Origin of the sequence: Kluyvera huaxiensis, from assembly GCF_040149365.1 — a bacterium.
GTDB lineage: Bacteria > Pseudomonadota > Gammaproteobacteria > Enterobacterales > Enterobacteriaceae > Kluyvera > Kluyvera intermedia_A.
This window is the reverse complement of record NZ_JBEFLV010000002.1, coordinates 351,579-376,814: the sequence shown is the minus strand read 5'-3', so window position 1 is coordinate 376,814 and position 25,236 is coordinate 351,579. Positions and strand designations below refer to the sequence as shown.

Genomic DNA, 25,236 nt, shown 5'->3' with positions numbered 1-25,236 from the left:
AACTTTTGACCTAAATTACGCCATAAAATTATTTTTAATTACCTATGATGCGTAAAAGTACGAGCACAATCACATTTGTCGGCTGCCGCAACTTCCTATTATTCATCCGTCATCAACGGTCTGAAACGGGATTTCATTATGCGGACGAAACAACATTACAGTGCCTTAGTACAGCAATGGATAGCGGCGGCTCTCCCCTACCTCAGCGCCGATTGCACACGGCTTCATGCCGGCAATACCGCCGCACAGTATCCGGAAGACGTGGCCGGCATGGAGGGATTTGTTCGTCTGCTGTGGGGCCTGTTTCCGCTGATGAGCGGGGGTACCACACCCGAATGGCAGGAGACATTTCTTACCGGCCTACGCAACGGTTGTAATCCGCAGCACCCTAGCTACTGGGGCGAGGTCGGCGATAACGATCAGCGCTGCGTGGAAATGGCCGCATTCGGTCTCGGGCTGGCTCTGCAAACACCGCTATGGTCACAGCAGACAAAAGCTGAACAGAATAATCTCGTGCGTTGGCTTTCTCAGAGCGCTGAGGTGGAAGTGCCAAATAATAACTGGCACTTTTTCCCAGCGTTGATTCAGGTTGGCCTGAAGTCCGTCGGGCGTGAATACGATATGGCGGTGATTAACCGCCACCTCGACGCCATTGAACCCTTTTGGCTGGGAAATGGTTGGTATTGTGATGGCGAAGGCAAGCCGCGCGACTACTACATCTCCAGCGGCTTTCACTTTTACAGCCTGCTCTACAGCCACTTTATGCAGGATGTCGACCCAGAGCGCTGTCTGCGTTATCGCCAGCGCGCGCAGCAGTTTGCTAAAGATTATGTCTACTACTTTACTGCCGATGGTGCGGGTATTCCGTTTGGCCGCAGTCTGACCTATCGTTTTGTGCAGGTCGCGTTCTGGAGCGCGGTGGCCTTTACCGAACTTGATGTCTTTACGCCAGGTATCGTGAAAGGGTTGATTTTGCGCCACCTCGACAGCTGGCTAGAGCAGCCGTTTATCAACGCTGACGGGCTGTTTAGCATTGGTTACAGCTATCCCAACCTGATTATGGCCGAAGACTACAACAGCCCCGGCTCGCCCTACTGGGCGCTTAAAGCGATGCTGATACTGGCGCTGCCGGAAAAAAGCGCATTCTGGCAGGCCGAATGCGAGCCGCTGCCAGCGCTTGACGCCATTCATCCGGTCCCCGAAGCAGGGCAAATCATCGTGCACAGTGCAGAAAATCGCCACGCATGGATGTTAATGTCGGGCCAATTTGATAAGAACAACTTCGTCAATTTTGAGCAAAAGTACTGCAAATTCGCCTACTCAAGCCAATTTGGTTTCACCCTCGAACGCGGGCGCTACGGCCTGAACCATGCTGCCGTCGACTCAATGCTGCTATTTAGCAACGGCGATGATTACTATCGCGGCCGCCGCGAATGCGACAGCGTGTCGGCCAGCCATGAATGGGTACGCAGCGAGTGGCGACCATGGAATGACGTGGCCGTCACCAGTTGGCTTATTCCGCAGCAAAGCGGCCATATCCGTATCCACCGCGTCACCACGCCACGCCCGCTTTCCTGCGTCGAAGGCGGCTTCGCGGCCAATCATCATATGCAAAGGCGCCTGACATCTACCCCTGATGCCGTCACCGTCGAAACAACGCGTGACTTTAGTCAGATTGTTAACCTCAGCGGCGCTCGGCAGGCGCTGCTCATCACGACACCGCCCAACAGCAATCTGCTGTACGCTGCACCGGCTGATATTCCTTGCTTATCTACGCAGCTTGGCGCTGGGACGCACTGGCTGGCCTGCTTCGTCAACGCCGATCCCGGTGCGGCGCAGGCGCTGCCAGAAACCATCCATTTTACGCATTCAACCCAGCAGCTCACCGTGAACGGCACCTCGCTCACGATTGTATAACCTGACCCCTGATTAACGGCGGAGACCGTAATGACAACAACAATTCAGTCGACACGTTCAGCATATATAAAGTTAAGCCTGTTTGTTTTTCTGTTTACCTTTACCTGGGCGGCGAGCTTCGGCCTGTACGCCATCTGGCTTGGCGATAAGGCCGGGCTGGACGCTGTAGAAATCGGTACCGTATTTGCCGTAAATGGTGTTTTTGCCGTAGTGATAAAGCCGGTGTACGGCTACATAATGGACAAAATCGGCATGAAGAAGCATCTGCTTTATTTTGTCTGCATCATCTCCGCGCTGATGGCACCGTTCTATATCTGGATCTATCTCCCGCTGCTGCAAACCCATTTCATCAGCGGAATGATCGTCGGGGCGCTGTTCTTTAGTCTCGGCTGGTATGCAGGCGTGGCGGCGGAAGAGTCCTACGTCGACCGTTTTAGCCGCCTCTATAACATGGAATTTGGCCGCATCCGTATGTGGGCAGCCCTTGGCTGGGCAACGGCGTCATCGTTTTCAGGCTTCTTGTATAACATTTCGCCAAAGATTAACTTCGCCATCAGCAGCGTGTCAGCACTCTGTATGTTCGCCGTGCTGCTGACCCTGCAGGTTGACCACTTCGGTAAAGAGGATAACGACGTCCTGTCAAAAGAGAAGATCGTCATTACCGACGTGCTGCACCTGCTGGCCAACCGCAAGTTCTGGATGTTCTCGCTGTATATCGCCGGCGTGGCGTGGATGATGTTTATTGCCGAACAGCAGTTCTCCCGCTACTTCGTCACCTTCTTTGCCACTAAGGAAGAAGGCAATGCCATGTTTGGCTACATGAGCACCGCACAGTCGGCAGCCGAATTCTTCGGCATGATGCTGGTTCCTTCGATTATTAACCGCATCGGCGCCAAGCAGGGAATGTTATTAACCGGTCTGGTCATCAGCCTGCGCCTGATTATCTCCGGCCTAACTAGTGACCCGCTGATTATCTGCCTGGTGAAACCGCTCTACGGCATCGAAATAGCACTTATTCTGGTCTCGGTCTTCAAATATATCGCCGAGCATTTCGACAAGCGCGTCAACGCCACCATGTATCTGCTGGGCTATCAGGCGATGATTTACGTCGGCTCTATCGTCGTCGCGCCACCGGCGGGCTATGCCTATCAAACCATCGGTTTTGAACATACCTATCTGATCATGGGGATCATTGCGCTCATCTTCACCGGCGTATCGACCCTTACCTTATCGACCTGCTACAGCCATCGCAAAACGGCGCTGGAGCCGGAAATCAAACAGCAAGCGCTTAATTAAAAAAGGGAATAGCACCGCATGACCTCTGAAACGATCAACAAAGAACCCCTGGCTTTGCATACCCTGAAGCCAGGAGAGCGAGAAGAGATTAGCCAGAAAATCCGTGGGATAATGCCCTCATTGCTGAAAGCCATCGACGCTAACGCCGACTATTTCGGTCAACGTTTCCCGGATGCCGCCTGCGAAAACGGTTTCTATCCGGTGATTGATAACATTGAATGGACCACCAGCTTCTGGACCGGGCAGCTGTGGTTAGCCTACGAATGGACCGGCGAGGCGCACTACCGCGCGCTGGCTGAGCAGCATATCCATTCCTTCGGCAAGCGAATCATCAACCGCGATCACACCAACCACCACGACCTGGGTTTTCTTTACAGCCTCTCCTGCGTGGCGGGCCAGCGTCTGACCGGTAATCGCGAGGCCGGTTACATTGCCCTACTCGCCGCCGAAGCGCTAATGGAGCGCTATAACGAGAAAGCGGGAATTATTCAGGCGTGGGGAGAGCTGAATAACCCAGAACAGCAAGGCCGGATGATTATCGACTGCAACATGAACCTGCCGCTGCTGTATCAGGCGAGTCAGGCCAGCGGCGACCCGCGCTATGCAGCTGCGGCGAAACAGCATATTGAGCAGGCTCGTCGCTATATCGTGCGCGAGGATGGCTCCACGTTCCATACCTGGTATATGGATGTGGAGACCGGTGCGCCGCGTTTTGGCAACACGCATCAGGGATTTTCCGATGACTCATGTTGGGCGCGTGGTCAGGCTTGGGGAATTTACGGTTTCCTGCTGAACTACCTGCATACCGACGATAAACGGCTGCTGGAGCTGAGCCAGACGCTGGCAAACTATTACCTTAACCGTCTTCCAGACGATTTGATTTGCTACTGGGATCTGGCGCTCACCGCCCCTGGTAGTGAACGCGATAGCTCGGCGGCAGCGATTGTCGCCTGCGCCCTGCTGGAGCTGGTGAAGCACCTTCCGTTAACCCATCCGGATAGAGAAAGTTATGAAACCTTAGCGCTGCGGATGATTGGCAATATGCTCGACGACTACGTCAACCGGGAACATGCGCCGGGACAAGGGCTGTTGAAGCATTCGGTCTATTACTTCAAAGGCGGTGTGGGCGTTGACGAGTGCTGTAGCTGGGGAGATTACTTCCTGATGGAAGCGATAACCCGCGCCACAAAGAACTGGCATAGCTACTGGTAATATACGGTGAATTCCCGGGGGCGCTTCGCTTGCCCGGGTTTAGTGCACGCTAAAAGAACAGCTTAGAAGCGGTAATCCACCGCCATAAAGTAGCGGCGGCCATCTTCGTTATAGCTGTAATCGTCACGCTTGAGGTCTTTATCCCCAAGGTTCAGCACGCCGGCGCGCAGTTTGACATCTTTCGTTGCCTGCCATGCACCGCCGAGATCCCAGGTGGTATAACCGCCAGGTGTTTTAGCCGTTGCGCTGGTTGCGCGCTGCTGACCGGTATAGCTTGCCGCCAGGTAGAATGACCAGTCCTGCACCGGCGTCCAGTCGAGACGACCATTACCGGTATGGAACGGCAGCTCCTGCAGCGGCTTGTCGCCACCGTTGCTCAAATCGCGGCCATCGTTATAGGTGTAGTTCAGCGTTACTTTCCATTCATCGCCAAACGGCACCTTCAGCTCGGATTCAACGCCGCGAATACGCGCTTTGTTGACGTTATAGTAGGCGAATACCGGAACACCGTTTTCAAAACCGACAAAGTTCGGATAGCCCGGCGCCGCGTTCTTATCACGGGTACGGTTGATATTGATCATATCGTCAATATCATTCTGGAAGGTGGTCACGCTTGCCTGAACACCATCCAGCCAGCCCTCTTCTCCCTGATAGTAGAGACCCACTTCGAAGCTTTCGCTGGTTTCCGGCTTCAGATCCGGGCTACCAACGATGCGGCAGCCGCCGCGGCAGGAGTTGGTCGTCCAATCCGGGCTCAGCTGCAGCAGCGATGGCGCTTTAAATGCCGTCGCCCAGCCGCCTTTTACCGTCACCGTGTCGGTGGCGTTATAGACGAGGTAAGCACGCGGGCTCCAGTGATCGCCGTAGGTTTCGTGATCATCCATACGGATACCGGTGGTCAGTGCCAGCGGTTCGAAGATCCGCCACTCGTCTTCAACAAACAGCGCGTACTGACTGGCGGACGTTTTGCTGCTGGAGCCGCCGGTCAGGTTTACCGGATCCTTAAGCTCATCGTGGCGCCATTCGCCGCCAAAGGTCACCAGCTGGTTAATCACGCCCAGCGGCAGCACGTATTTACCATCGATGGTATTACTTTCGGAGGTAATTTCGCTGGCATTGCCTGGGTTCTTGTTAGCCACTTTCTCGCCATAGTACTTCAGCTCGCTGGTACCAAGATCCCAACGTCCGTTATGGCTTAAGGAGTAGTTCTGGCGCTCGAGACGGTTGCGGTCGAGCGAGTCGGATTCGCGGTCCTGGCGGTCAAAGCCATAACCGGCAGTGATGTCGTTGTTCTCATTTGGCGTCCATGCAAGCTCAACGTTGCCATCGCGGCTGGTGAAGCCTTCGATACGCGGCGTGTCGCCGGTGGCCGTGGTGTTAGAGGTCTGCGGATCGTCCTTCTCGCGTTTCGACAAGCTACCGAAGGCCTTCATCCCCAACAGGCCGTCAATCAGCGGGCCGGAGGTAAAGAACTGGCCGTTCCAGGTATCGCCGCGATCGCGATGTTCCTGAATGGTGCTGTCCGCGGTAATGGTTCCCGTCCACTTCGCACCAATTTTTTTGGTGATGATATTGACCACGCCGCCCAGCGCATCCGAGCCGTACAGCGAGGACATCGGACCGCGCACCACTTCGATACGTTCGATGGCGTCAACTGGGATCCAGTTCAGGTCAAAATCGTTGTGACGGAAGACGGCGTTACGCGAGTTCACGCGCTTCCCATCAATCAGAATCAGGGTGTAGCTGCTGTCGAGGCCGCGAATGCTGACTCCCTTACGGTTATCCCCTTCATTGGTGAGCTGTACGCCCGGAACTTCCTTCAGCACATCTTTCAGGTTTTGCACCGGTTTACGTTGCAGATCTTCCTGAGTGATCACGCTGATGCTGGCAGGCGCATCCTTCACGCTTTGCTCGGTGGCAGCCGCCGTAACGACCATAACTTCATTATCATCTGCAGCGCCGACAGGCAGCGCCAGGGACATTACGGACGCACACAGCCCGCCCCGAACGAAGGGGTTTAACCTAAACATTCCATTTCTCCATGAGGTTAATACTGAATTAAAACAAAGAGGTTTTACTCACACGTGCTACTTCGAAACCGCTGACCGGCGGCCTATTTTTTGCAGATGTGGCTAGTCCCCTCAGCCTGTTATCCAGCCAGGAGAGGAAGTGGCTTCATCCTTTTGTATGGGAGAAGATGATAAACGTAATGATAACAATTATCAATTAATGTTATTTAAAGTTATGTCAGGAAGTAATAAACAGTGTCATTCCCATGGATGGAAGACATAAAAAAACCTCTCCGGGGAGAGGTTTATGATGCGTTGTAAGAATGGCGAATTATTTCTTAAAGCGCTCTGGGAAGTGCATTTCGCTGTAGCTCACGAAGTGCGTACCGCGAGACAGCTTATAGCCGAACCAGATAATCAGGAACAGCGGGATACCGATGTAGGTTGCCGCAACGCCGCCCCAATCAATGGTATCGGCGAGGAATGCTTCGTAGTTCTGGCCCAGAGTGATAATCAGGCACAGAACGAAGGCAAAAATCGGCCCCAGCGGGAAGAACCCTGAACGGTATGGCAGATTATTAATATCGTGCCCCTGCATCACATAGCCACGACGGAAGCGATAGTGGCTAATGGCAATCCCCAACCAGGCGATAAAGCCGGTCATCCCGGAGGTATTCAGCAGCCACAGGTAGACCGTCTGGTTGCCGAACATGGAAGTCAGGAAGCACAGACCCGCAATCACGGTCGTCGCGTACAACGCATTACGTGGCACACCACCGCGAGACAGTTTGGAGAAAATGCGCGGCGCTTTGCCATCGCAGGCCAGGGTGTAAAGCATACGGGTAGACGCGTACATCCCGGAGTTACCCGCCGACAGTACCGCCGTCAGGATAACCGCATTCATTATGGCTGCCGCAGACAGCAGACCGGCATGCTGGAACACCAGCGTGAACGGGCTCACGGAGATGTCTTTTACATCGTTGCGCAGCAGGCTTGGATCGGTGTACGGAATAATCAGGCTGATAATCAGGATCGCGAACACATAGAACAGCAGGATTCGCCAGAATACCTGACGCACCGCGCGCGGAATATTCTTCTCTGGATCTTCAGATTCGCCCGCCGCAATACCAATCAGTTCGGTACCCTGGAAGGAGAAACCGACAATCATCGCCACGCCAATCATCGCGGAGAACCCACCGGCAAACGGTGCGTCGCCCGTTGTCCAGTTACTCCAGCCAACCGGCTGTGCCCCTTTGAAGATACCGAGGATCATCATGATACCGACGATGATAAAGATAATGACGGTCGCGACTTTAATCAGCGAGAACCAGTACTCTGCTTCGCCGAAGCCTTTAACCGAGATGTAGTTCAGCAGGAAGATGACGCACAGGAACAGCGCACTCCAGATCCAACCCGGCGTATCCGGGAACCACCAGTTCATCACCAGCTGTGCCGCCACCAGGTCAACGGCGATGGTCACTGCCCAGTTGTACCAATAGTTCCAGCCCAGCGCGAAGCCGAAGCCTTCTTCAACATAGTTCTGGCCGTAGGTCGCAAAAGAACCGGATACCGGCATATATGCCGCCAGTTCGCCCAGACTGGTCATCAGGAAGTACACCATCAGGCCAATCAGGATATAGGAAAACAGCGCGCCGCCAGGGCCCGCCTGAGAAATTGTCGCACCGGACGCAACAAACAGACCTGTACCGATAGAACCGCCAATGGCGATCATCGTCAGATGGCGCGCCTTGAGTTCGCGACGTAGCGCGGGCGCTTGTGTGGTTTTTGTTTCGGAACCCATGTGAAAATGCTATCCATCCAAAAAATGAGGCGCGATTGTAACAGACGATTCGGGCATCTCACGGCAGAAATGCGCAGTTATAAGAGAGCTTCATGATCGCTCCCTTATTATAAGTAAAGCATCCGCACGCCGGTTTAGGTATTGCAGTAATGAAGAAAACGCCTTAACGCGTTGGAGAGATGTTTTTGCCGATGATGGATACGCCACAGGGTGCGGCTTAAGGTCGGCAGCGGGATCGTCACTTCAACTAACGAGCCGGCCGCCAGCTGTTCCGCGATAACCCGGCGGGATAAACAGCTGATACCGAGGTCGTGACGAACCGCATGTTTGATAGCTTCAGAGTTGCCCAGCTCCATGCCCATGTGGAATTGAGGCAGATGAGAAAGCAGCAGATAGTCGACAATTTCACGCGTGCCCGAGCCTTTTTCACGCAGGATCCACGGCACCTTCGCCAGCGCGTCGAGCGTAACCTCCCCTTGTAGCCAGGCGCTGTTAGGGGCGGAAAAAACTACCAGTTCATCTTCGAGCCAGGGTTCAGCAATGATGTCAGCAGAATGACACGGCCCTTCAATCAGCCCGATATCCACGCGGAAATCAGCGACCGCGTTAATCACGTCCTGACTATTGCCGACGCTGAGTTCAAGCGGTAGCGAGGGGAAATCTTTGCGATAGCGCGCAATCACGCCCGGCAGAATATAGTTACCGATGGTGCTACTGGCATAGACGCGGATGGCACCGTTATCTTCACGGAACAGCTGTTCTATCTCGCTCGCCTGCTCCAGCAGCGCCAGCGCACGCGGATACAGTAAGCGCCCGTGTTCATTAACCACCAGTCGTTTACCGACACGGTCAAACAGCTGCACGCCAAGCTGCCCTTCAAGGTCGGTCAGCGCCGCGCTAACCGCCGACTGCGACAGCGCGAGCATCTGCGATGCCTGGGTGGTCGAGCCGCTTTTCAGCACCTCTGCAAAAACTTCCAACTGCCGCAGCGTGATATGCATAGTTTTTCGGCCCGCCGGAGCCGCCCTTACCAGTTATTACGATTAATTATAAATATATAATCAATTTTATCTTTTAACCAGCCGAGCGTAACCTTTTAGCCAGACAAAGGAGAAGGTTATGACACAAGTCACCTTACAGACGCATCATCATCGTAGCATCAAACACTTTATTCCTGGGCTTGCGCTCACCGCAGTCATTACCGGCGCGGCGGTATGGGCTGGCAGCGTTCCAGCCATTGCCGGGGCGGGAATGAGTGCGCTGACGCTGGCTATTCTGTTCGGGATGGTCATCGGCAACACGGTATACCCGAAATTGTGGCAGTCCTGTGACGGCGGGGTCATCTTCGCCAAGCAGCATCTGCTGCGACTGGGGATCATTCTGTACGGTTTTCGCCTGACGTTTTCGCAGATTGCTGACGTCGGCGTCAGCGGGATCGTGATTGACGTGCTGACGCTTTCCAGCACCTTCCTGATGGCCTGCTGGCTCGGTCAGAAGGTCTTTGGCCTGGACAAACACACCAGTTGGCTGATTGGTGCGGGCAGCAGTATCTGCGGCGCGGCGGCGATTCTGGCGACGGAGCCAGTCGTCAAAGCAGAAGCCAGTAAAGTGACGGTCGCCGTGGCGACGGTGGTTATCTTCGGGACGCTGGCGATATTCCTCTATCCAGCCATGTATCCGCTGGTTGCGCACTGGTTTAGCCCGGAAACCTACGGCATCTATATCGGTTCTACCATGCATGAAGTCGCCCAGGTGGTGGCAGCGGGTCATGCCATCAGCCCGGAAGCGGAAAACGCGGCAGTGATTGCCAAAATGCTGCGCGTCATGATGCTGGCTCCGTTCCTGCTAATTCTGGCAGCCCGAGTAAAACAGCTGGCTCCGGCCAACGCCGAGCAGAAAAGCAAAATCACCATTCCATGGTTCGCGATTCTGTTTATCGTGGTGGCTATCTTCAACTCGTTCCACCTGCTGCCGCAAAGCGTGGTGCAGATGTTGATTACGCTGGATACCATTTTACTGGCGATGGCAATGGCGGCACTCGGGGTCACTACCCATATCAGCGCGCTGAAAAAAGCCGGTGCGAAACCGCTGCTGATGGCGCTGGTGCTGTTCATCTGGCTGATTGTGGGCGGCGGCGCAATTAACTTCGCCATCCATACCGTGATGGCATAAACGAGCACGACTCCCCTACCCTAACCCGCTATACTCTCCCTTTTTGAGTATGGCGGGTTTAATTATATGAAATACATTGGAGCGCACGTAAGCGCCGCAGGCGGACTGGCTAATGCCGCTATTCGGGCAGCGGAAATCGAAGCGACCGCATTCGCCCTGTTCACCAAAAATCAGCGCCAGTGGCGCGCTGCACCGCTGACAACGGAAATCATCGACGATTTCAAAGCCGCATGTGAAAAGTATCACTACACTTCCGCGCAAATCCTGCCCCACGACAGCTACCTGATTAACCTCGGCCATCCGGTTGAAGAAGCGCTGGAAAAATCCCGCGAAGCCTTTATCGACGAGCTGACACGCTGTCAGCAGCTTGGGCTAACGTTGCTGAACTTCCATCCGGGCAGCCATTTACTGCAAATTGATGAAGATAAGTGTCTGGCGCGAATTGCCGAGTCCATCAACATTGCGCTGGCACAAACCGAAGGGGTGACGGCGGTGATTGAGAACACCGCCGGGCAAGGCAGCAATCTCGGCTTTAAGTTCGAGCACCTGGCGGCGATTATCGACGGCGTTGAAGATAAATCTCGCGTCGGTGTCTGCATCGACACCTGCCATGCGTTTGCCGCAGGTTACGATCTGCGTACCACCGAAGCCTGTGCCGAAACCTTTGCTGACTTTGAACGCATCGTCGGTTTTAAGTATCTGCGCGGGATGCACCTGAACGATGCCAAAAGTACATTTGGCAGCCGGGTTGACCGTCACCACAGTCTGGGTGAAGGCAATATTGGCCACGATGCATTTCGCTGGATCATGCAGGATAGCCGCTTTGACGGTATTCCGCTGGTGCTGGAAACCATTAATCCGGATATCTGGGCTGAAGAGATTGCATGGCTGAAAGCGCAGCAAACCGAGTCTGCCGCCGCCTGATTCATTTGGTCGCGTAGCCGCCAGCAGCGGTTTCCCCAAGACGAAGACATAAAAAAAGGGCCGAATCATCGGCCCTTTTTATCGTCTGAACAAACTTACGCTTTGGCGACCACTTCACCTTCCGCGCGTTTCAGCACCGCGTAGGAGAGGCCCGCGACCAGCGTACCGACAACAATCGCCACCAGGTAGCCCAGCACTGGGGTAATGGCGCCAGGGATCAGCAGGACGAACAGACCACCGTGCGGTGCCATCAGTTTCGCGCCTACCGCCATGGAGATAGCGCCGGTAACTGCACCGCCAATGATACAGCATGGCAGAACACGCATTGGATCACGAGCCGCGAACGGAATAGCCCCTTCGGAGATAAAGCACAGACCCAGAACCAGCGCCGCTTTACCGCCTTCGCGTTGACCTTTATCGAATTTCTTACGCGCAACCAGGGTCGCAATACCCATCGCCAGCGGTGGCACCATACCGGCCGCCATAATAGCTGCCATCGGTGCGTAGGTTTGCGTACTCAGCAAGCCAACGCCAAAAGCGTATGCCGCTTTGTTCACCGGGCCACCCATATCGGTACACATCATCGCACCGAGGATTGCGCCCAGCAGTACCGCATTCGCGGTGCCCATGGTTTGCAGCCAGTGGGTCAGCCAGTTCAGCAGTGCAGCAACCGGAGTACCAATCAGGTAAATCATCGCCAGGCCGACAATCAGGCTGGAAACCAGCGGGATAATCAGAATAGGCTTCAGCGCTTCCATGCTTGGCGGCAACTTCAGCTTGGTGCTGATAAGTTTCGCCACATAACCGGCCAGGAAGCCCGCGATAATCCCGCCGATAAAGCCGGAACCGCCGCTCACCGCCAGCATACCGCCGATAAGACCAGGGGTCAGACCCGGACGGTCAGCGATGGAGAAAGCAATGAAACCTGCCAGTACCGGCACCATCAGAGCAAAGGCTGAACCACCGCCAATTTGCATCAGCGCCGCTGCCAGCGTGCCTTTCACTTCAAAGGCTTTAATACCGAAAGCAAAGGAGAGCGCAATACACAGGCCGCCCGCCACCACCATCGGCAGCATGTAAGAAACACCGGTCAGCAGGTGACGATACGCCCCGCCGCCGCTCTCTTTCTTCGCCGCATCGCTAGAGGTTTGGCTTTGACCCGCTGGTTGATACGGTTTCGCCTCAACGATCGCTTTATCAAGTTCCTGCGCGGTTTTCTTCAGCGCCAGCCCGGTAGTAGTACGGTACATTGGTTTACCGGCAAACTTAGCCAGATCCACCTCGATATCCGCCGCCACGATAACCAGGTCAGCTTCTGCCACTTCTTCTGGCGTAATCGCATTGCCCGCGCCCACTGAACCGCGAGTTTCTACTTTCACCCACAGGCCACGTTTTTTGGCTTCGGTTTCAATCGCTTCCGCCGCCATAAAGGTATGTGCCACACCTGTCGGACAGGCGGTCACTGCGACAATGCGCTTCACCGTGCCGGTAGCCGTTGGTTCCGCTTGAGCCGGAGCTTCATACGGTTTGGCATGCGCTTTGGCTTCGCTCAGGAACAGCTCCGGATGCGAAACCGCACGGTTGATGTCGCCTAAGTAAACCTGTTTGCCCACCAGCGCAGTATCGACTGGTAAAGTAGAGCCCAGAACAATCGCCAGATCGGCGTCATTCGGGTTATCAATCAACTCCAGGTGCGCTTTCTGCGCAGCTGTACCCAGCAGGGTCTTCGCCATGTAAGCACGAGCCTGTCCGAGTTTAGCATCGATAATCAGCAGCGTTTTCATACGCCTCTCCCGCTGTTAGTTAAAGGGTTTCAGGTCGACACGCGCCATCATCGCGGCCAACTGGGTACGATCGGTGATGCCGACGTTGCTCTGGCTTACCGCCAGCGCCGCGACTGCCGTTGCCAGACGGAGGGTGTGCTCACTGGATTCACGCATCAGCAGACCATAAATCAGGCCACCCACCATGGAATCACCGGCACCCACTGTACTCACAACTTCTACTGAAGGCGGCTTGGCAATCCACTCGCCGGAAGCATTAACCCACAGCGCGCCTTCTGCGCCGAGTGAGATAACCACGTGGGCGATACCTTGTTCACGCAGCGCGTGTGCGGCGTCGATCACGTCTTTCATTTCAGGCAGCTTACGGCCAGCCCAGATTTCCAGCTCGCGACGGTTTGGTTTAACTAACCACGGCGCGGCTTTGAGGCCCGCCACCAGCGCTTCACGGCTGCTGTCGAAAATAATGCACGGACACTGGCTGCGCAGACGCGTCATCCAGTCGGTGAACGCTTCTGGGCTAACGCCTGCTGGCAGACTGCCGCTGACGCAGACCATGTCGAACTGACCCAACCAGCTCAGGGAATCGTTAACAAAACGCTCCCAGTCCGCTGGCGTCACTTCAAAGCCGGAGAAGTTAAAATCGGTCACTTCGCCGTCTTTTTCCGTCAGCTTGACGTTAATACGAGTACGGCCCTGCACCACCTGGAAGCGGTTGGCAATGCCCAGCTCGCTGAACAGCTGCTGAAAACCATCCTGGTTATCTTTGCCAAGGAAGCCGCCCACGGTCACGTCAATGCCTAAGTCCTTCAGCACTTTGGCGACGTTGATACCTTTACCCGCAGCGTGCAGCCCGGTCGTGCGCACCAGGTTAACTTCCCCGCGCTCAACTTCTGGCGTAAACCCTACCAAATCATAGGCCGGGTTTAAGGTAATTGTGGCTACTCTTCTGCTCATTTATGCGCCCTCCCCAAGGCCTGAAGCAATTGCTTCGCCAATGGCGTCCAGCGCCTGACGAGCATCATCACCCTGAGCGGTAAAGCGCAGACGATGTCCTTTTTTAACACCCAGCGCGACAACCTTCATCAGGCTGCGTCCGTTGGCTGGTTTGCCGCTACCGTCGAGATTAGTAACGGTAATTTCACTGGTAAACTGTTTGATGGTATTCACTAACATGGTGCCTGGACGGGCGTGCAGACCATGTTCGTTACGGATAACGAACTCATCGCTCAGCACATCTTCAGCCGCGGCGTCATCACTGGTCAGCAGCGCCAGCAGCGTGGCGGCATCCGCTTTCAGCAGACGTTCAGCTTTATTGTCCAGCAGCAGGTTAACCAGGCGATTCAGTACCGCTGTCGGCTGAGTATCAGCCATTGCTACGGTAATCAGCACGGCGGCTTGAGCCTCGCCAACGCTAAACGGCGTGGCCGCGCGGCTGACTGCGATAGCGCTGCGCAAATTGCCTTCCGCGCTGTCGCTAAGCCAGATACCCTGGCCCAGATTCAGCGGCTGTTCGTTAATTACGCGTGCCACAAAGTTGGCATCAACCGCCGCAGCTTCTTTCAGGCGTGCGGCGTTAAGCGCCTGCAGCGTTACCAGATCGCTGGCAGCCACATCAAGCGACAGCATGTCGTTATCGAGCTTCAGCGCTTCGCTAAGCTTCTCCCCCATCAACAGCGCGCGCAGTTCTTCGGCGGTGGTGGCGGTTTTTAGCTGTTCAGCCACTGCGTCATCGCTCAGCACGTGCGTAAGCTGACGCAGCAGGCCAAGGTGCTCGTCGGAGCTGGCGGCAATACCAATCGCAACGTATGCCGTCTGCCCTTCCCCCCAGGTGACACCCTGCGGGAACTGGTAAACCTGCACGCCGGTTTTCAGCACCTGATCGCGGGTATCAGTGGTGCCGTGCGGAATGGCAATGCCATTGCCGAGGAAAGTGGAAGTTTGTTGCTCACGCGCCAGCATGCCGGCAACGTAACCTTCAGCAACATTGCCCGCGCTTACCAGCGCCGCAGCAACCTGCCGAATAGCTTCTTCTTTATTCACGGCCTGCTGGCCGGGATGAATATCCTGAACAGTTAACTGGAACATGGTTCCCCTCGCTCTTCGAATTGAATCGATTCAGCTTTTGTGAGAAAAAAACGCCGTACTTAACAGGAGTTTTGCTGAAGACGACGCTGAAACGTTTCACTGATATTGTGCCTTTCTTAATCAACCTGCAAGTTATGCAGCAAACTTGATCGCAAAAATCAGATCCACAGCACATTTCATTAGCATTATCGCCACATCTGCTGAAGTGCACGATAGTGCCATCAGATTGCGTCAGCAAGACGTAAGCTAAATTCTGAAATGGTTTTTTATTTTTCAGTGCCGAATTTGATTTAGGTTACTGTTCATTTTCTGAGTCGCGGCGTAAACTCCCCGCCTCTCCTAAAGTGACCGATAAAACAACATGCAAAACAGTACCGCCGCCGCCCCACGGCGATCGTTTGATTTCACCTCGTCATCGTTTCTGATTGTCGCATTTTTGACCGGCATTGCGGGTGCCCTACAGACGCCCACGCTGAGCCTGTTCCTCAGCAATGAAGTTCACGTCCGCCCGGCGATGGTTGGCTTCTTTTTTACCGGCAGCGCCATTATTGGTATCTTTGTCAGCCAGTTTTTGGCCAGCTATTCCGATAAACGCGGAGACCGTAAAAACCTTATCGTCTTCTGCTGCCTGCTGGGCGTGCTGGCCTGCGTGCTGTTTGCCTGGAACCGCAATTACTTCATTTTGCTGTTCGTCGGCGTGTTCCTCAGCAGCTTTGGTTCTACTGCTAACCCGCAGATGTTCGCCCTTGCCCGCGAACACGCCGACAAAACCGGCCGCGAAGCGGTGATGTTCAGTTCAATCATGCGTGCCCAGGTTTCACTGGCGTGGGTCATCGGGCCACCGTTGGCGTATGCGCTGGCGATGGGATTTGGTTTTACCACCATGTATCTGTCCGCCGCTGTAGCCTTTGTCGTCTGCGGTGCGATGGTCTGGTTCTGCCTGCCCACCATGCGCAAGGAAAAAGCCGCCGCCAGCGGCGGTATCCAGGCTCCGCGTTCTAACCGCAAAGATACCCTGCTGCTATGTGTGATTTGTACGCTGATGTGGGGCACTAACAGCCTGTATATCATCAACATGCCGCTGTACATCATCAACGAACTGCATCTGCCAGAGAAGCTAGCGGGGATAATGATGGGTACCGCCGCCGGGCTGGAAATCCCGACCATGCTGATTGCCGGATACTTTGCTAAACGCCTTGGGAAGCGTTTCCTGATGCGTATCGCGGCAGTCGCCGGTCTACTCTTCTACATCGGTATGCTGACCTTTGACAGCCCTGCGTTGTTATTGGCGATGCAGCTGTTGAACGCTATTTATATTGGGATTCTCGGCGGGATTGGGATGCTTTATTTCCAGGATCTGATGCCGGGACAAGCGGGTTCGGCCACTACGCTGTATGCCAATACTTCACGCGTCGGCTGGATAATCGCCGGTTCGCTGGCCGGCGTCGTGGCAGAAATCTGGAACTATCACACCGTTTTCTGGATTGCACTGGTGCTGTGCGTCAGCACCCTGGCGTGTCTGGTACGGATTAAAGACGTTTAGGGCGCGGTCAGCGCTTCCAGATGCAATAACCAGGTCATCGCCTCTATTCGGGTTGTGCCACACATATCACGTGCTGGCTGCAGCCCGGCGCACACTTTCGGGCGTAGAGGTGAAGCAAAAATTTTACAGCGTTGATGCTGGTCTAGCTGTATGCAGGGCGTATTAGCAGGTTTGCCGTCAGGCATGCCGGGAATGGGGCTGGATATAGAAGGTGCAGTGCAGCAAGCGCCGCAGTCGGGACGACATTCCATCGCGGGCTCTCTGTTCGGATATTGGGTCAGTCGGGCACAGTACCACCTTTTAGTCAGGGATAGCAAAAGCCTTTAATTCCTCTTGCCTGAAACGCCCGGCACGAGTACTTTTACGCGATATTTTCGACACCCTTTTTCACAGGATAATTGCAATGCCAAGAGCGAACGAAATCAAAAAAGGTATGGTGCTGAATTACAACGGCAAACTGCTGATTGTAAAAAACATTGATATTCAGTCACCGAGCGCCCGCGGCGCTGCAACGCTGTACAAAATGCGTTTTTCCGACGTCAGCACCGGTCTGAAAGTTGAAGAGCGCTTTAAAGGCGATGACATGGTTGATACCGTGACCCTGAACCGTCGCTTCGTTGACTTCTCCTACATCGACGGCAACGAATACGTGTTCATGGATAAAGAAGACTACACCCCGTATATCTTCGCGCACGACCAGATTGCTGACGAACTGCAGTTTATCCCGGAAGGCGGTATGCCGGACATGCAGGTTCTGCTGTGGGACGGCCAGGTTCTGGCGCTGGAACTGCCGCAGACTGTCGATCTGGAAATCGTTGAAACCGCACCTGGTATCAAAGGCGCATCCGCCAGCTCCCGTACCAAACCAGCCACCCTGACCACCGGTCTGGTTGTCCAGGTTCCTGAGTACCTGACTACCGGCGAAAAAATTCGCGTCCATATCGAAGAAAAACGCTATATGTGCCGCGCAGACTAAGCTCTGGCTAAGTGCAGTAAAAGAAAAGGACAGCCGCTGGTTGTCCTTTTTTGCTTGTTGCAGTCACTTTCCCACTCAAGGGATTCGCGAAATTACAGCAGGTCGCGGAACTTGGTGGTTTTCAGCGCCAGCTCAACGCCGCGCACTTCCGCCAGACCTTTCAGGCGACCAATCGCCGAGTAACCCGGGTTGGTTTTCTTCTTCAGGTCGTCCAGCATCTGATGACCGTGGTCAGGACGCATTGGAATTGGGCGCAAATCGCCAGCTTTCTTACGACGCTGTTCTTCGGTCAGAATAGCATCAACGACGGCAACCATATTCACGTCGCCCTGCAAATGCGCAGCTTCGTGGAAGGTTTTCGGGTTCTCTTCACGACAGGTAGAACGCAGGTGCGTGAAGTGAATGCGATCGCCGAAGGTTTCAATCATTTTCACCAAATCGTTATCAGCGCGTACGCCGTAAGAACCGGTACACATCGTGAAACCGTTATTGATGCTGTCGACGGTCTCTTTCAGCCACTGCATATCTTCGATAGTCGAAACAATACGCGGCAGGCCGAGGATTGGACGCGGTGGATCGTCCGGGTGAACGGCCAGACGCACGCCCACTTCTTCCGCAACCGGAACAATCGCGCGCAGGAACACAGCCATGTTTTCACGCAGCTGTTCTTTACTGATGTGATCGTATTCGGCCAGACGCGCACGGAACTGGTCAAGGGTGTAGCCCTCTTCCGCGCCCGGCAGGCCAGCAATAATATTGCGGGTCAGCTTAGTGACTTCTGCTTCGCTCATCGCGGTGAAGTAAGCCTGAGCCTGACGTTGCTCTTCTGCGGTGTAATCGTTCTGCGCGCCTTCGCGCTTCAGGATATGCAGCTCGAAAGCGGCAAACGCGATCTGGTCAAAACGCAGCGCTTTTGAACCGTCTTCCAGCGTGTACTCAAGGTCGGTACGCGTCCAGTCAAGGATTGGCATAAAGTTGTAGCACACGGTATCGATGCCACATTCTGCCAGGTTGCGAATGCTCTGCTGATAGTTCGCAATCCAGGTCTTATACTCACCGGAGTGAGTTTTAATATCTTCGTGCACCGGAATACTTTCAACAACGGACCAGGTCAGCCCTTTTTCAGCCAGCATCGCCTGGCGCTGTTTGATTTCTTCAACCGGCCATACCAGACCGTTTGCAATGTGGTGCAATGCCGTGACAACGCCCGTCGCGCCAGCCTGACGCACATCATCAAGAGATACCGGATCGTTCGGACCGTACCAACGCCAGGTTTGTTCCATTGCCTAACCCTCTAAAGTTGTTATACCAATAAAATCACTGTTAATGACGACTACCATACAGGCTTATTCGTGACGGTCAATAAATCCGCCTGGATTGATTGATCCAGCTCACACTAACGCGATAAATACGGCACACCAATTCAATTTGCTGTCATATAACTTTACACTGGCGACGTTAATTAATCGTTAATCGGATGTGTAAACAATGAATACAATAGCCTCAAGTGTCCTCCCCGCAAGCGTTGAGTTACCGCAGTATGATAGACAACAGCTACGCTCGCGGATTGTGCACTTCGGATTCGGCGCTTTCCATCGCGCGCACCAGGCGTTGTTAACCCATCGGGTGCTGAATCAGCACGGCGGCGACTGGGGCATTTGTGAGATCAGCCTGTTTAGCGGCGATGTGCTGATGAGTCAGCTCCGTCAGCAGAACCATCTGTTTACCGTAATGGAAAAAAGTGCGGCCGGTAATCAGCCGATCATTGTCGGCGCGGTGAACGAGTGTCTCAACGCGAAGCTCGATACGCTGGCGGCTATCATTGAAAAATTCTGTGAACCGCAGGTGGCGATTGTCTCGCTGACCATTACCGAAAAAGGCTACTGTATTGACCCGGCTACCGGCCATCTGGATGCGACTCAGCCGCGGATCGTCCATGACCTTCAGTCGCCGAGCGAACCGCATTCCGCCCCTGGTATTCTCGTTGAAGCCCTGCACCGCCGCCGCGAACGCGGGCTTGCAGCTTTTACCGTGCTCTCCTGCGATAACATTCCCAATAACGGCCACGTGGTCAAAAATGCGGTGCTCGATATGGCGACCCGCCGCTCACCAGAGCTGGCGCAGTGGATTGCTGAACACGTCAGCTTCCCGGGCACCATGGTCGACCGCATCGTCCCGGCGGCGACCGATGCCTCGCTGGCGGAAATCACCCGCGAGCTGGGGGTGGAAGATCCTTGCGCTATTAGCTGCGAGCCGTTTATTCAGTGGGTCATTGAAGATAACTTTGTTGCCGGACGCCCTGACTGGGGTAGCGCAGGCGCGCAACTGGTCGATGATGTACTGCCGTGGGAAGAGATGAAACTGCGGATGCTCAACGGCAGCCACTCTTTCCTCGCCTACCTCGGTTATCTGGCCGGTTACGCGCACATTAGTGACTGCATGCAGGATGAATCTTACCGCCGCGCCGCGCGTCATCTGATGATGACCGAACAAGCTCCAACTCTGGGCATTACCGGCGTTGACCTTAACGCCTACGCCGACAGCCTGGTTGAGCGCTTTAGCAACCCGGCGCTTCAGCACCGTACCTGGCAAATTGCCATGGACGGCAGTCAGAAACTGCCCCAGCGTCTACTTGATGGAATCCGTATCCATCTACGCGAAGGCAGCCGTTGGCCGTTGCTGGCGCTGGGTGTTGCCGCTTGGATGCGTTACGTCAGCGGTGTGGATGATGCCGGTAACACCATCGATATTCGCGATCCGCTGGCAGAAAAAATTCATGCGCTGGTTACAAACAGCAACAATGATACTCGCGTAGAGAGGTTGTTGACGCTCAAGGAAATCTTCGGCAATGATCTGCCGGCCAACCCGCAGTTCGTCAATGCGGTCAGTCAGGCCTGGCAACACCTGGTTCAGCAAGGTGCGCGTCAGGCGCTGCTGACAGCGCTGAACGACTAAGATTTTTACTCCTCCGGTGAGCCGGTTCATCCGGCTCACCGAAAAGCACCTCTTTTCGTCGCCTTTTCCCCAGGATAAAGTGATCTGGTTAACACTCTTTCCTCTGTGGAGTTTTCGTGACTAAAACCAATCTGATCACCGGCTTTCTCGGTAGCGGGAAAACAACCTCTATTTTGCACCTTCTGGCCAATAAGCCCGCCGATGAAAAATGGGCCGTGCTGGTCAACGAGTTTGGCGAAGTCGGCATTGACGGCGCGCTACTGGCTGACAGCGGCGCACTGTTGAAGGAGATCCCCGGTGGCTGTATGTGCTGCGTCAACGGTTTGCCGATGCAGGTTGGCCTGAACACTTTGCTACGCCAGGGTAAACCAGACCGTTTGCTGATTGAACCCACTGGTCTTGGTCATCCCAAACAGATCCTCGACCTGTTGACCGCCCCGGTTTACGAACCGTGGATCGACCTGCGGGCGACGCTTTGCGTGATGGACCCGCGCCAACTGCTGGACGAGAAGATCGTCAACAACGAAAACTTTCGCGACCAGCTGGCGGCGGCGGACATTGTGGTCAGCAATAAATCTGACCGCGCCACGCCGGAAAGTCAGCAGGCTATGGCCGACTGGTGGCAAAAAAATGGCGGCAAGCGCCTGCATCTGGACACGACGCAGGGCATTATTGATGTCGCACTTCTTGATACCCCGCGCACTAACCTAACCGAGCTTGCAGCAAGCGCCGCGCATGCGCACTCGCATCCTTCAACCAAAGGCCTGGGAGCGTTAAGTCTGCCTGAGCACCAGCGCTGGCGGCGGAGCGTAAACCAGGGACAGGGCTACCACGCCTGCGGCTGGATTTTTGATGCCGATACTCAGTTTGCTACCATCGGCCTGTTAGAATGGGCGCGGCTGGCACCGGTCGCCCGCCTCAAAGCCGTAATGCGCATCCCCGAAGGGCTGGTACGCATTAATCGTCAGGGCGCGGACCTGCATATTGAGACCCAAAACGTCGCGCCACCAGATAGCCGTATTGAGCTAATTAATGATGCTGAGACCGACTGGAATGCGCTCCAATCCGCACTGTTGAAACTTCGTTTAGGGTAATACCGCTAAGGTTGCCAGCGAGATTAACTGCTATGAAGATGATAATGCGTACACGCTTTCCCTTGATTATTATGCTTAACGCCGCCGGTGTGGCGTTATTCCTGTCCTGGTATCTGCCGGTAAACCACGGGTTCTGGTCGACCATTGATGTTGCTATTTTCCGTTTTTTCAATCAGGGACTGAATGCCGGGAATCTGGCCTACGCGTGGTTTTTAGCCATTATCAACAATCGCGCCTTTGACGGCTGCTCACTGCTGGCCATGGGCGGCCTGATGCTAAGCTACTGGTTAAAGGAAAACGCGACAGGGCGTCGCCGCATTATTATTATGGGCCTGGTGATGCTGCTGGCAGCGGTGATCATCAACCAACTCGCGCAGCACCTCATCCCAGTCACTCGCAGCAGCCCATCGCTTTCTGTTCAAGGCGCTCATCGGGTGAGCGACTACGTGGCCTTTAACACCAAAGACGGTTCACGCGATAGCTTCCCGGGCGATCACGGTATGATGCTGCTGATATTCTCCTGCTTCATGTGGCGCTATTTTGGCGGGAAAGCATTCCTTATTTCGCTGGTTATTTTTGTGGTTTTCGCTTTCCCTCGCGTGATGATTGGCGCGCATTGGTTCACTGATATCGCCGTGGGATCGCTGACCTCGGTACTGATCGGTGTACCGTGGGTTCTGTTGACGCCATTGAGCGATAAAACCATCAGGATATTTGAGCGTAATTTACCCGATTTGGGCAAATTAAAATCAGCCAATAAATAACCGTTACCTCTGACATATCAGGCGAAGAGTCATCGCTTTTCGCCTGTTTTTTTACCCCGCCTATTTCCCGTCATCTTCCTGTCACAACATTCGTGTTTATAATGAATGAGTTGCCTATTATTCATACGATAAAGATGTATTTTTAGCCATTCACATTTTTTAACTTTCTGTATCACAATTTCTTATAAAAAATCGGCCAAAAGCACTCGCAATGCCCCTTTCGTTAAGGTACTCTCATTTGCGTTTGTCGTTTCAAAGAGCAATTATTGTGGTCATTAATTAAAGTTTTGTGCGCTGCACCACAAAACTGAATTCAAAGAATTGTCTCATTGATTGCGTGTATTTAGTCTCAGACGCGTTTGGCATTTTTTATAACGACTCTGTCGTTAAGGACTTCAAGGGAAAACAACTAAAATGGTCAAATCTCAGCCGATTTTGAGATATATCTTGCGAGCGATTCCAGCAGTAGCAGTCGCGGTTCTGCTTTCTGCATGTAGTACAACAAGTAATACCGCTAAGAATATGCATTCTGAGACGCATGGTGTGGGTAGCGAAGACACTTCTTCACTGCAAGCCTCTCAGGATGAATTTGAAACCATGGTGCGTAACCTCGACGTGAAATCCCGTCTGATGGATCAATACGCAGGATGGAAAGGTGTTCGCTACCGTCTGGGCGGCGATACTAAACGAGGAATTGACTGTTCCAGCTTTGTGCAACGCACATTCCGCGAACAGTTCGGTTTAGAGCTGCCACGTTCCACATGGGAACAGCAGGAAACAGGTAAATCTGTTTCACGCAATCAGCTCCGTACCGGTGATTTAGTCCTGTTCCGTGCAGGCTCTACCGGGCGCCATGTTGGCATTTATATTGGTAATAACCAGTTCGTTCATGCATCCACCAGCAGCGGTGTGACTATCTCCAGCATGAATGAGCCATACTGGAATAAGCGTTACAACGAAGCTCGTCGAGTCTTGAGTCGTTCGTAATGTCGTTTACCGTCGGTTTCCCTTGGCTGACGGTAAGCATAAAAAAAGCACTGCTATGGCAGTGCTTTTTTTATGCTTCATCAGTATTCTTTTCTTTAGAGTTCCGCAGCATAGAGAAGTAGTATGTTTACTCGTCAAAGATCAATTAATCGCCGGACTATTCTCACCAGTATTGCTGCTGGCCTGTTGGTAGCCCTTATCTCCGGCGCAGTACAGTTTTCTATTTTTCATCACCGTCGCGCGGTTCAGTTTGACGTCACCATTTCCAGCCTGCAAAACTACCTGGATAACTACTTCAGCCAGATTCTGGTCACTATGGACTCACTGCAGCCCTTAACCCTGAACCGTTGCGAAGAAGTCACCTCTGAGCTGACCGCCCGTGCGGCGTTTAGCATGAATGTACGGGCATTTTTGCTGGTCAACGATCAGGTAGCCTACTGCTCTTCGGCCACCGGTCCGATGTCGCTGCCGTTAAAGGATCTGGTGCCGGATCTCGATCTCAGCAAAAATCATGTCATGGGCATTCTGCCCGGCACGCCAATGATGCCAACCACGCCGGCCTTCGTGCTGTGGGTGAAAAGTCCGCTGTTTGAAAATCGCGGCATTTTTGCCTCAATTAACGCCAACCTGATGCCGTGGGTGCTCTACTCATCGAAACAGAGCCCGTACAATGGGGTCGCGCTGGTGGTTAACGGTAAAACGGCGATTTCAACCTTCAGCAGCAAGCCCCTCCCCCTCAGTGCCATTACCGATACCGCCGTCAGGCACGTGAAGGTCAAAGGCGTCCCGCTGGAAATCTATCTCTACAGCAATGCATCGGGCACTGATAACTCGCTGTATTCCATTTTATTGGGCTTGGCCTGCGGCCTGGTCGGCGGGTTGCTTTGTTTCTATATTCTGACCATCCGTTCGCGTCCGGGAAAAGAGATCCTTTCCGCCATCAAGCATCGTCAATTTTATGTTATGTATCAGCCGGTGGTGGATGCCAAAAATCAGCAGATTGCCGGGGTTGAAGCGTTGATGCGCTGGTCGCATCCTTCGGCGGGGAATATCCCTCCCGATGCCTTTATTAGCTTTGCTGAAGCGCAGAATCTCATTGTGCCACTGACCCACCATCTGTTTGATTTGATTGCTCGCGATGCGCCAACATTGAAAGATATTCTGCCGCCAGGTGCCAAACTCGGCATTAATATTGCCCCGAGCCATCTTATTGCCGAGAGCTTCCAGCAAGATATCCGCCGGTTTAACGCGAGCTTGCCGGATAACTATTTCCAGTTAGTATTGGAAATTACCGAACGCGACATGTTGAATCAGGAAAAGGCGATGAGCCTGTTTAGCTGGCTACGCGGCGAGGGCATTGAGGTTGCTATTGATGATTTCGGTACCGGCCATAGCGCACTTATCTATCTTGAGCGCTTTACTCTCGATTACCTGAAAATCGACCGCGGTTTCGTTAATGCGATTGGCCGTGAAACCATCACCTCTCCGGTTCTCGATGCCGTGTTAACGCTCACTCAACGCCTGAATCTGGTGACCGTTGCCGAAGGGGTTGAAACCGAAGAACAGGCCGCCTGGCTACGCGAGCATGGCGTCGATTACCTGCAGGGCTATCTGATAAGCCGGCCGCTGACCTTACAACAACTGATAGAAGAACATAGTAAGCCAGCAAAGTATTTCACAAGTGTCTGAAGGTCATTTAAGATTTACGGATAAAAGT

The 25,236-nt window shown here is 54.0% G+C and carries 20 protein-coding genes; 12 read left to right on the top strand and 8 right to left on the bottom strand.

What is annotated here, in order from left to right; translation table 11 throughout:
- Positions 1–138 precede the first annotated feature (138 nt).
- Genes ABOC97_RS03880 through ABOC97_RS03870 form a run of 3 tightly spaced genes read left to right on the top strand, consistent with a single transcriptional unit; the run spans position 139 to position 4,425 of the window.
- Positions 139–1,917: a DUF2264 domain-containing protein gene (locus ABOC97_RS03880; protein WP_349594295.1), complete on the top strand. Its 1,779-nt coding sequence runs from the start codon at positions 139–141 to the stop codon at positions 1,915–1,917.
- Positions 1,918–1,947: 30 nt separating this feature from the next.
- Positions 1,948–3,213: an oligosaccharide MFS transporter gene (locus ABOC97_RS03875; protein WP_349594294.1), complete on the top strand. Its 1,266-nt coding sequence runs from the start codon at positions 1,948–1,950 to the stop codon at positions 3,211–3,213.
- Between the two features lie 18 nt (positions 3,214–3,231).
- Positions 3,232–4,425, top strand: a complete 1,194-nt coding sequence (locus tag ABOC97_RS03870) for a glycoside hydrolase family 88 protein (RefSeq protein WP_349594291.1) — start codon at positions 3,232–3,234, stop codon at positions 4,423–4,425.
- Positions 4,426–4,487: 62 nt separating this feature from the next.
- On the opposite strand, the gene cirA is transcribed toward ABOC97_RS03870, so the two are convergent.
- The 3 genes from cirA to yieE form a co-directional block, all read right to left on the bottom strand.
- A complete protein-coding gene (gene cirA, locus ABOC97_RS03865) occupies positions 4,488–6,455 on the bottom strand; it encodes a catecholate siderophore receptor CirA (protein WP_349594288.1) in 1,968 nt (655 codons plus the stop codon).
- 310 nt (positions 6,456–6,765) lie between these two features.
- A complete protein-coding gene (locus ABOC97_RS03860) occupies positions 6,766–8,235 on the bottom strand; it encodes an amino acid permease (RefSeq protein WP_234504146.1) in 1,470 nt (489 codons plus the stop codon).
- A 134-nt stretch (positions 8,236–8,369) separates the two neighbouring features.
- Positions 8,370–9,236, bottom strand: a complete 867-nt coding sequence (gene yieE, locus ABOC97_RS03855; protein ID WP_349594284.1) for a DNA-binding transcriptional regulator YeiE — start codon at positions 9,234–9,236, stop codon at positions 8,370–8,372.
- A gap of 118 nt (positions 9,237–9,354) precedes the next feature.
- Between yieE and ABOC97_RS03850 the strand changes: the two genes are divergently transcribed.
- Both ABOC97_RS03850 and nfo read left to right on the top strand, forming a co-directional pair.
- Positions 9,355–10,407 carry a YeiH family protein gene (locus tag ABOC97_RS03850; RefSeq protein WP_349594281.1) on the top strand — a complete coding sequence of 351 codons (1,053 nt, stop codon included), beginning with the start codon at positions 9,355–9,357 and terminating at the stop codon, positions 10,405–10,407.
- Between the two features lie 66 nt (positions 10,408–10,473).
- Complete coding sequence (nfo, locus tag ABOC97_RS03845) at positions 10,474–11,331, top strand: deoxyribonuclease IV (protein WP_349594279.1); 858 nt, start codon at positions 10,474–10,476, stop codon at positions 11,329–11,331.
- A gap of 95 nt (positions 11,332–11,426) precedes the next feature.
- Here nfo and fruA read toward each other — a convergent pair whose 3' ends face one another.
- From fruA to fruB, 3 genes are read right to left on the bottom strand one after another with little or no spacing between them, the layout of a single operon-like run.
- Complete coding sequence (gene fruA, locus ABOC97_RS03840; RefSeq protein WP_349594277.1) at positions 11,427–13,115, bottom strand: PTS fructose transporter subunit IIBC; 1,689 nt, start codon at positions 13,113–13,115, stop codon at positions 11,427–11,429.
- Between the two features lie 15 nt (positions 13,116–13,130).
- Positions 13,131–14,069 (bottom strand): 1-phosphofructokinase, encoded by a 939-nt coding sequence (fruK, locus tag ABOC97_RS03835; RefSeq protein WP_052285143.1) that lies wholly within the window; start codon positions 14,067–14,069, stop codon positions 13,131–13,133.
- Entirely contained in the window at positions 14,070–15,200 is a 1,131-nt protein-coding gene (fruB, locus tag ABOC97_RS03830; protein WP_349594274.1) for a fused PTS fructose transporter subunit IIA/HPr protein, read from the bottom strand.
- A gap of 361 nt (positions 15,201–15,561) precedes the next feature.
- On the opposite strand from fruB, the gene setB reads away from it, so the two are divergent.
- Positions 15,562–16,743: a sugar efflux transporter SetB gene (setB, locus tag ABOC97_RS03825; protein ID WP_349594271.1), complete on the top strand. Its 1,182-nt coding sequence runs from the start codon at positions 15,562–15,564 to the stop codon at positions 16,741–16,743.
- On the opposite strand, the gene ABOC97_RS03820 is transcribed toward setB, so the two are convergent.
- Positions 16,740–16,994 (bottom strand): YkgJ family cysteine cluster protein, encoded by a 255-nt coding sequence (locus tag ABOC97_RS03820; protein WP_349594268.1) that lies wholly within the window; start codon positions 16,992–16,994, stop codon positions 16,740–16,742. The two genes, setB and ABOC97_RS03820, sit on opposite strands and share 4 nt — an antisense overlap.
- A 152-nt stretch (positions 16,995–17,146) precedes the next feature.
- Between ABOC97_RS03820 and yeiP the strand changes: the two genes are divergently transcribed.
- Complete coding sequence (yeiP, locus tag ABOC97_RS03815) at positions 17,147–17,719, top strand: elongation factor P-like protein YeiP (protein WP_061279423.1); 573 nt, start codon at positions 17,147–17,149, stop codon at positions 17,717–17,719.
- 92 nt (positions 17,720–17,811) lie between these two features.
- Here yeiP and uxuA read toward each other — a convergent pair whose 3' ends face one another.
- Positions 17,812–19,002, bottom strand: coding sequence for a mannonate dehydratase (gene uxuA / locus ABOC97_RS03810; protein WP_349594265.1), 1,191 nt, complete (start codon positions 19,000–19,002; stop codon positions 17,812–17,814).
- A gap of 205 nt (positions 19,003–19,207) precedes the next feature.
- Here uxuA and ABOC97_RS03805 point away from each other — a divergent pair, with 205 nt between their 5' ends.
- From ABOC97_RS03805 to ABOC97_RS03785, 5 genes are all read left to right on the top strand, one after another.
- Positions 19,208–20,674, top strand: a complete 1,467-nt coding sequence (locus tag ABOC97_RS03805) for a mannitol dehydrogenase family protein (protein ID WP_349594262.1) — start codon at positions 19,208–19,210, stop codon at positions 20,672–20,674.
- Between the two features lie 116 nt (positions 20,675–20,790).
- Positions 20,791–21,768 carry a CobW family GTP-binding protein gene (locus tag ABOC97_RS03800; RefSeq protein WP_349594259.1) on the top strand — a complete coding sequence of 326 codons (978 nt, stop codon included), beginning with the start codon at positions 20,791–20,793 and terminating at the stop codon, positions 21,766–21,768.
- Positions 21,769–21,812: 44 nt separating this feature from the next.
- Entirely contained in the window at positions 21,813–22,532 is a 720-nt protein-coding gene (locus tag ABOC97_RS03795; protein WP_349594256.1) for a phosphatase PAP2 family protein, read from the top strand.
- A gap of 414 nt (positions 22,533–22,946) precedes the next feature.
- Positions 22,947–23,519, top strand: a complete 573-nt coding sequence (mepS, locus tag ABOC97_RS03790; protein ID WP_234504170.1) for a bifunctional murein DD-endopeptidase/murein LD-carboxypeptidase — start codon at positions 22,947–22,949, stop codon at positions 23,517–23,519.
- 123 nt (positions 23,520–23,642) lie between these two features.
- Positions 23,643–25,208, top strand: a complete 1,566-nt coding sequence (locus ABOC97_RS03785; protein ID WP_349594253.1) for a cyclic di-GMP phosphodiesterase — start codon at positions 23,643–23,645, stop codon at positions 25,206–25,208.
- Positions 25,209–25,236 lie beyond the last annotated feature (28 nt).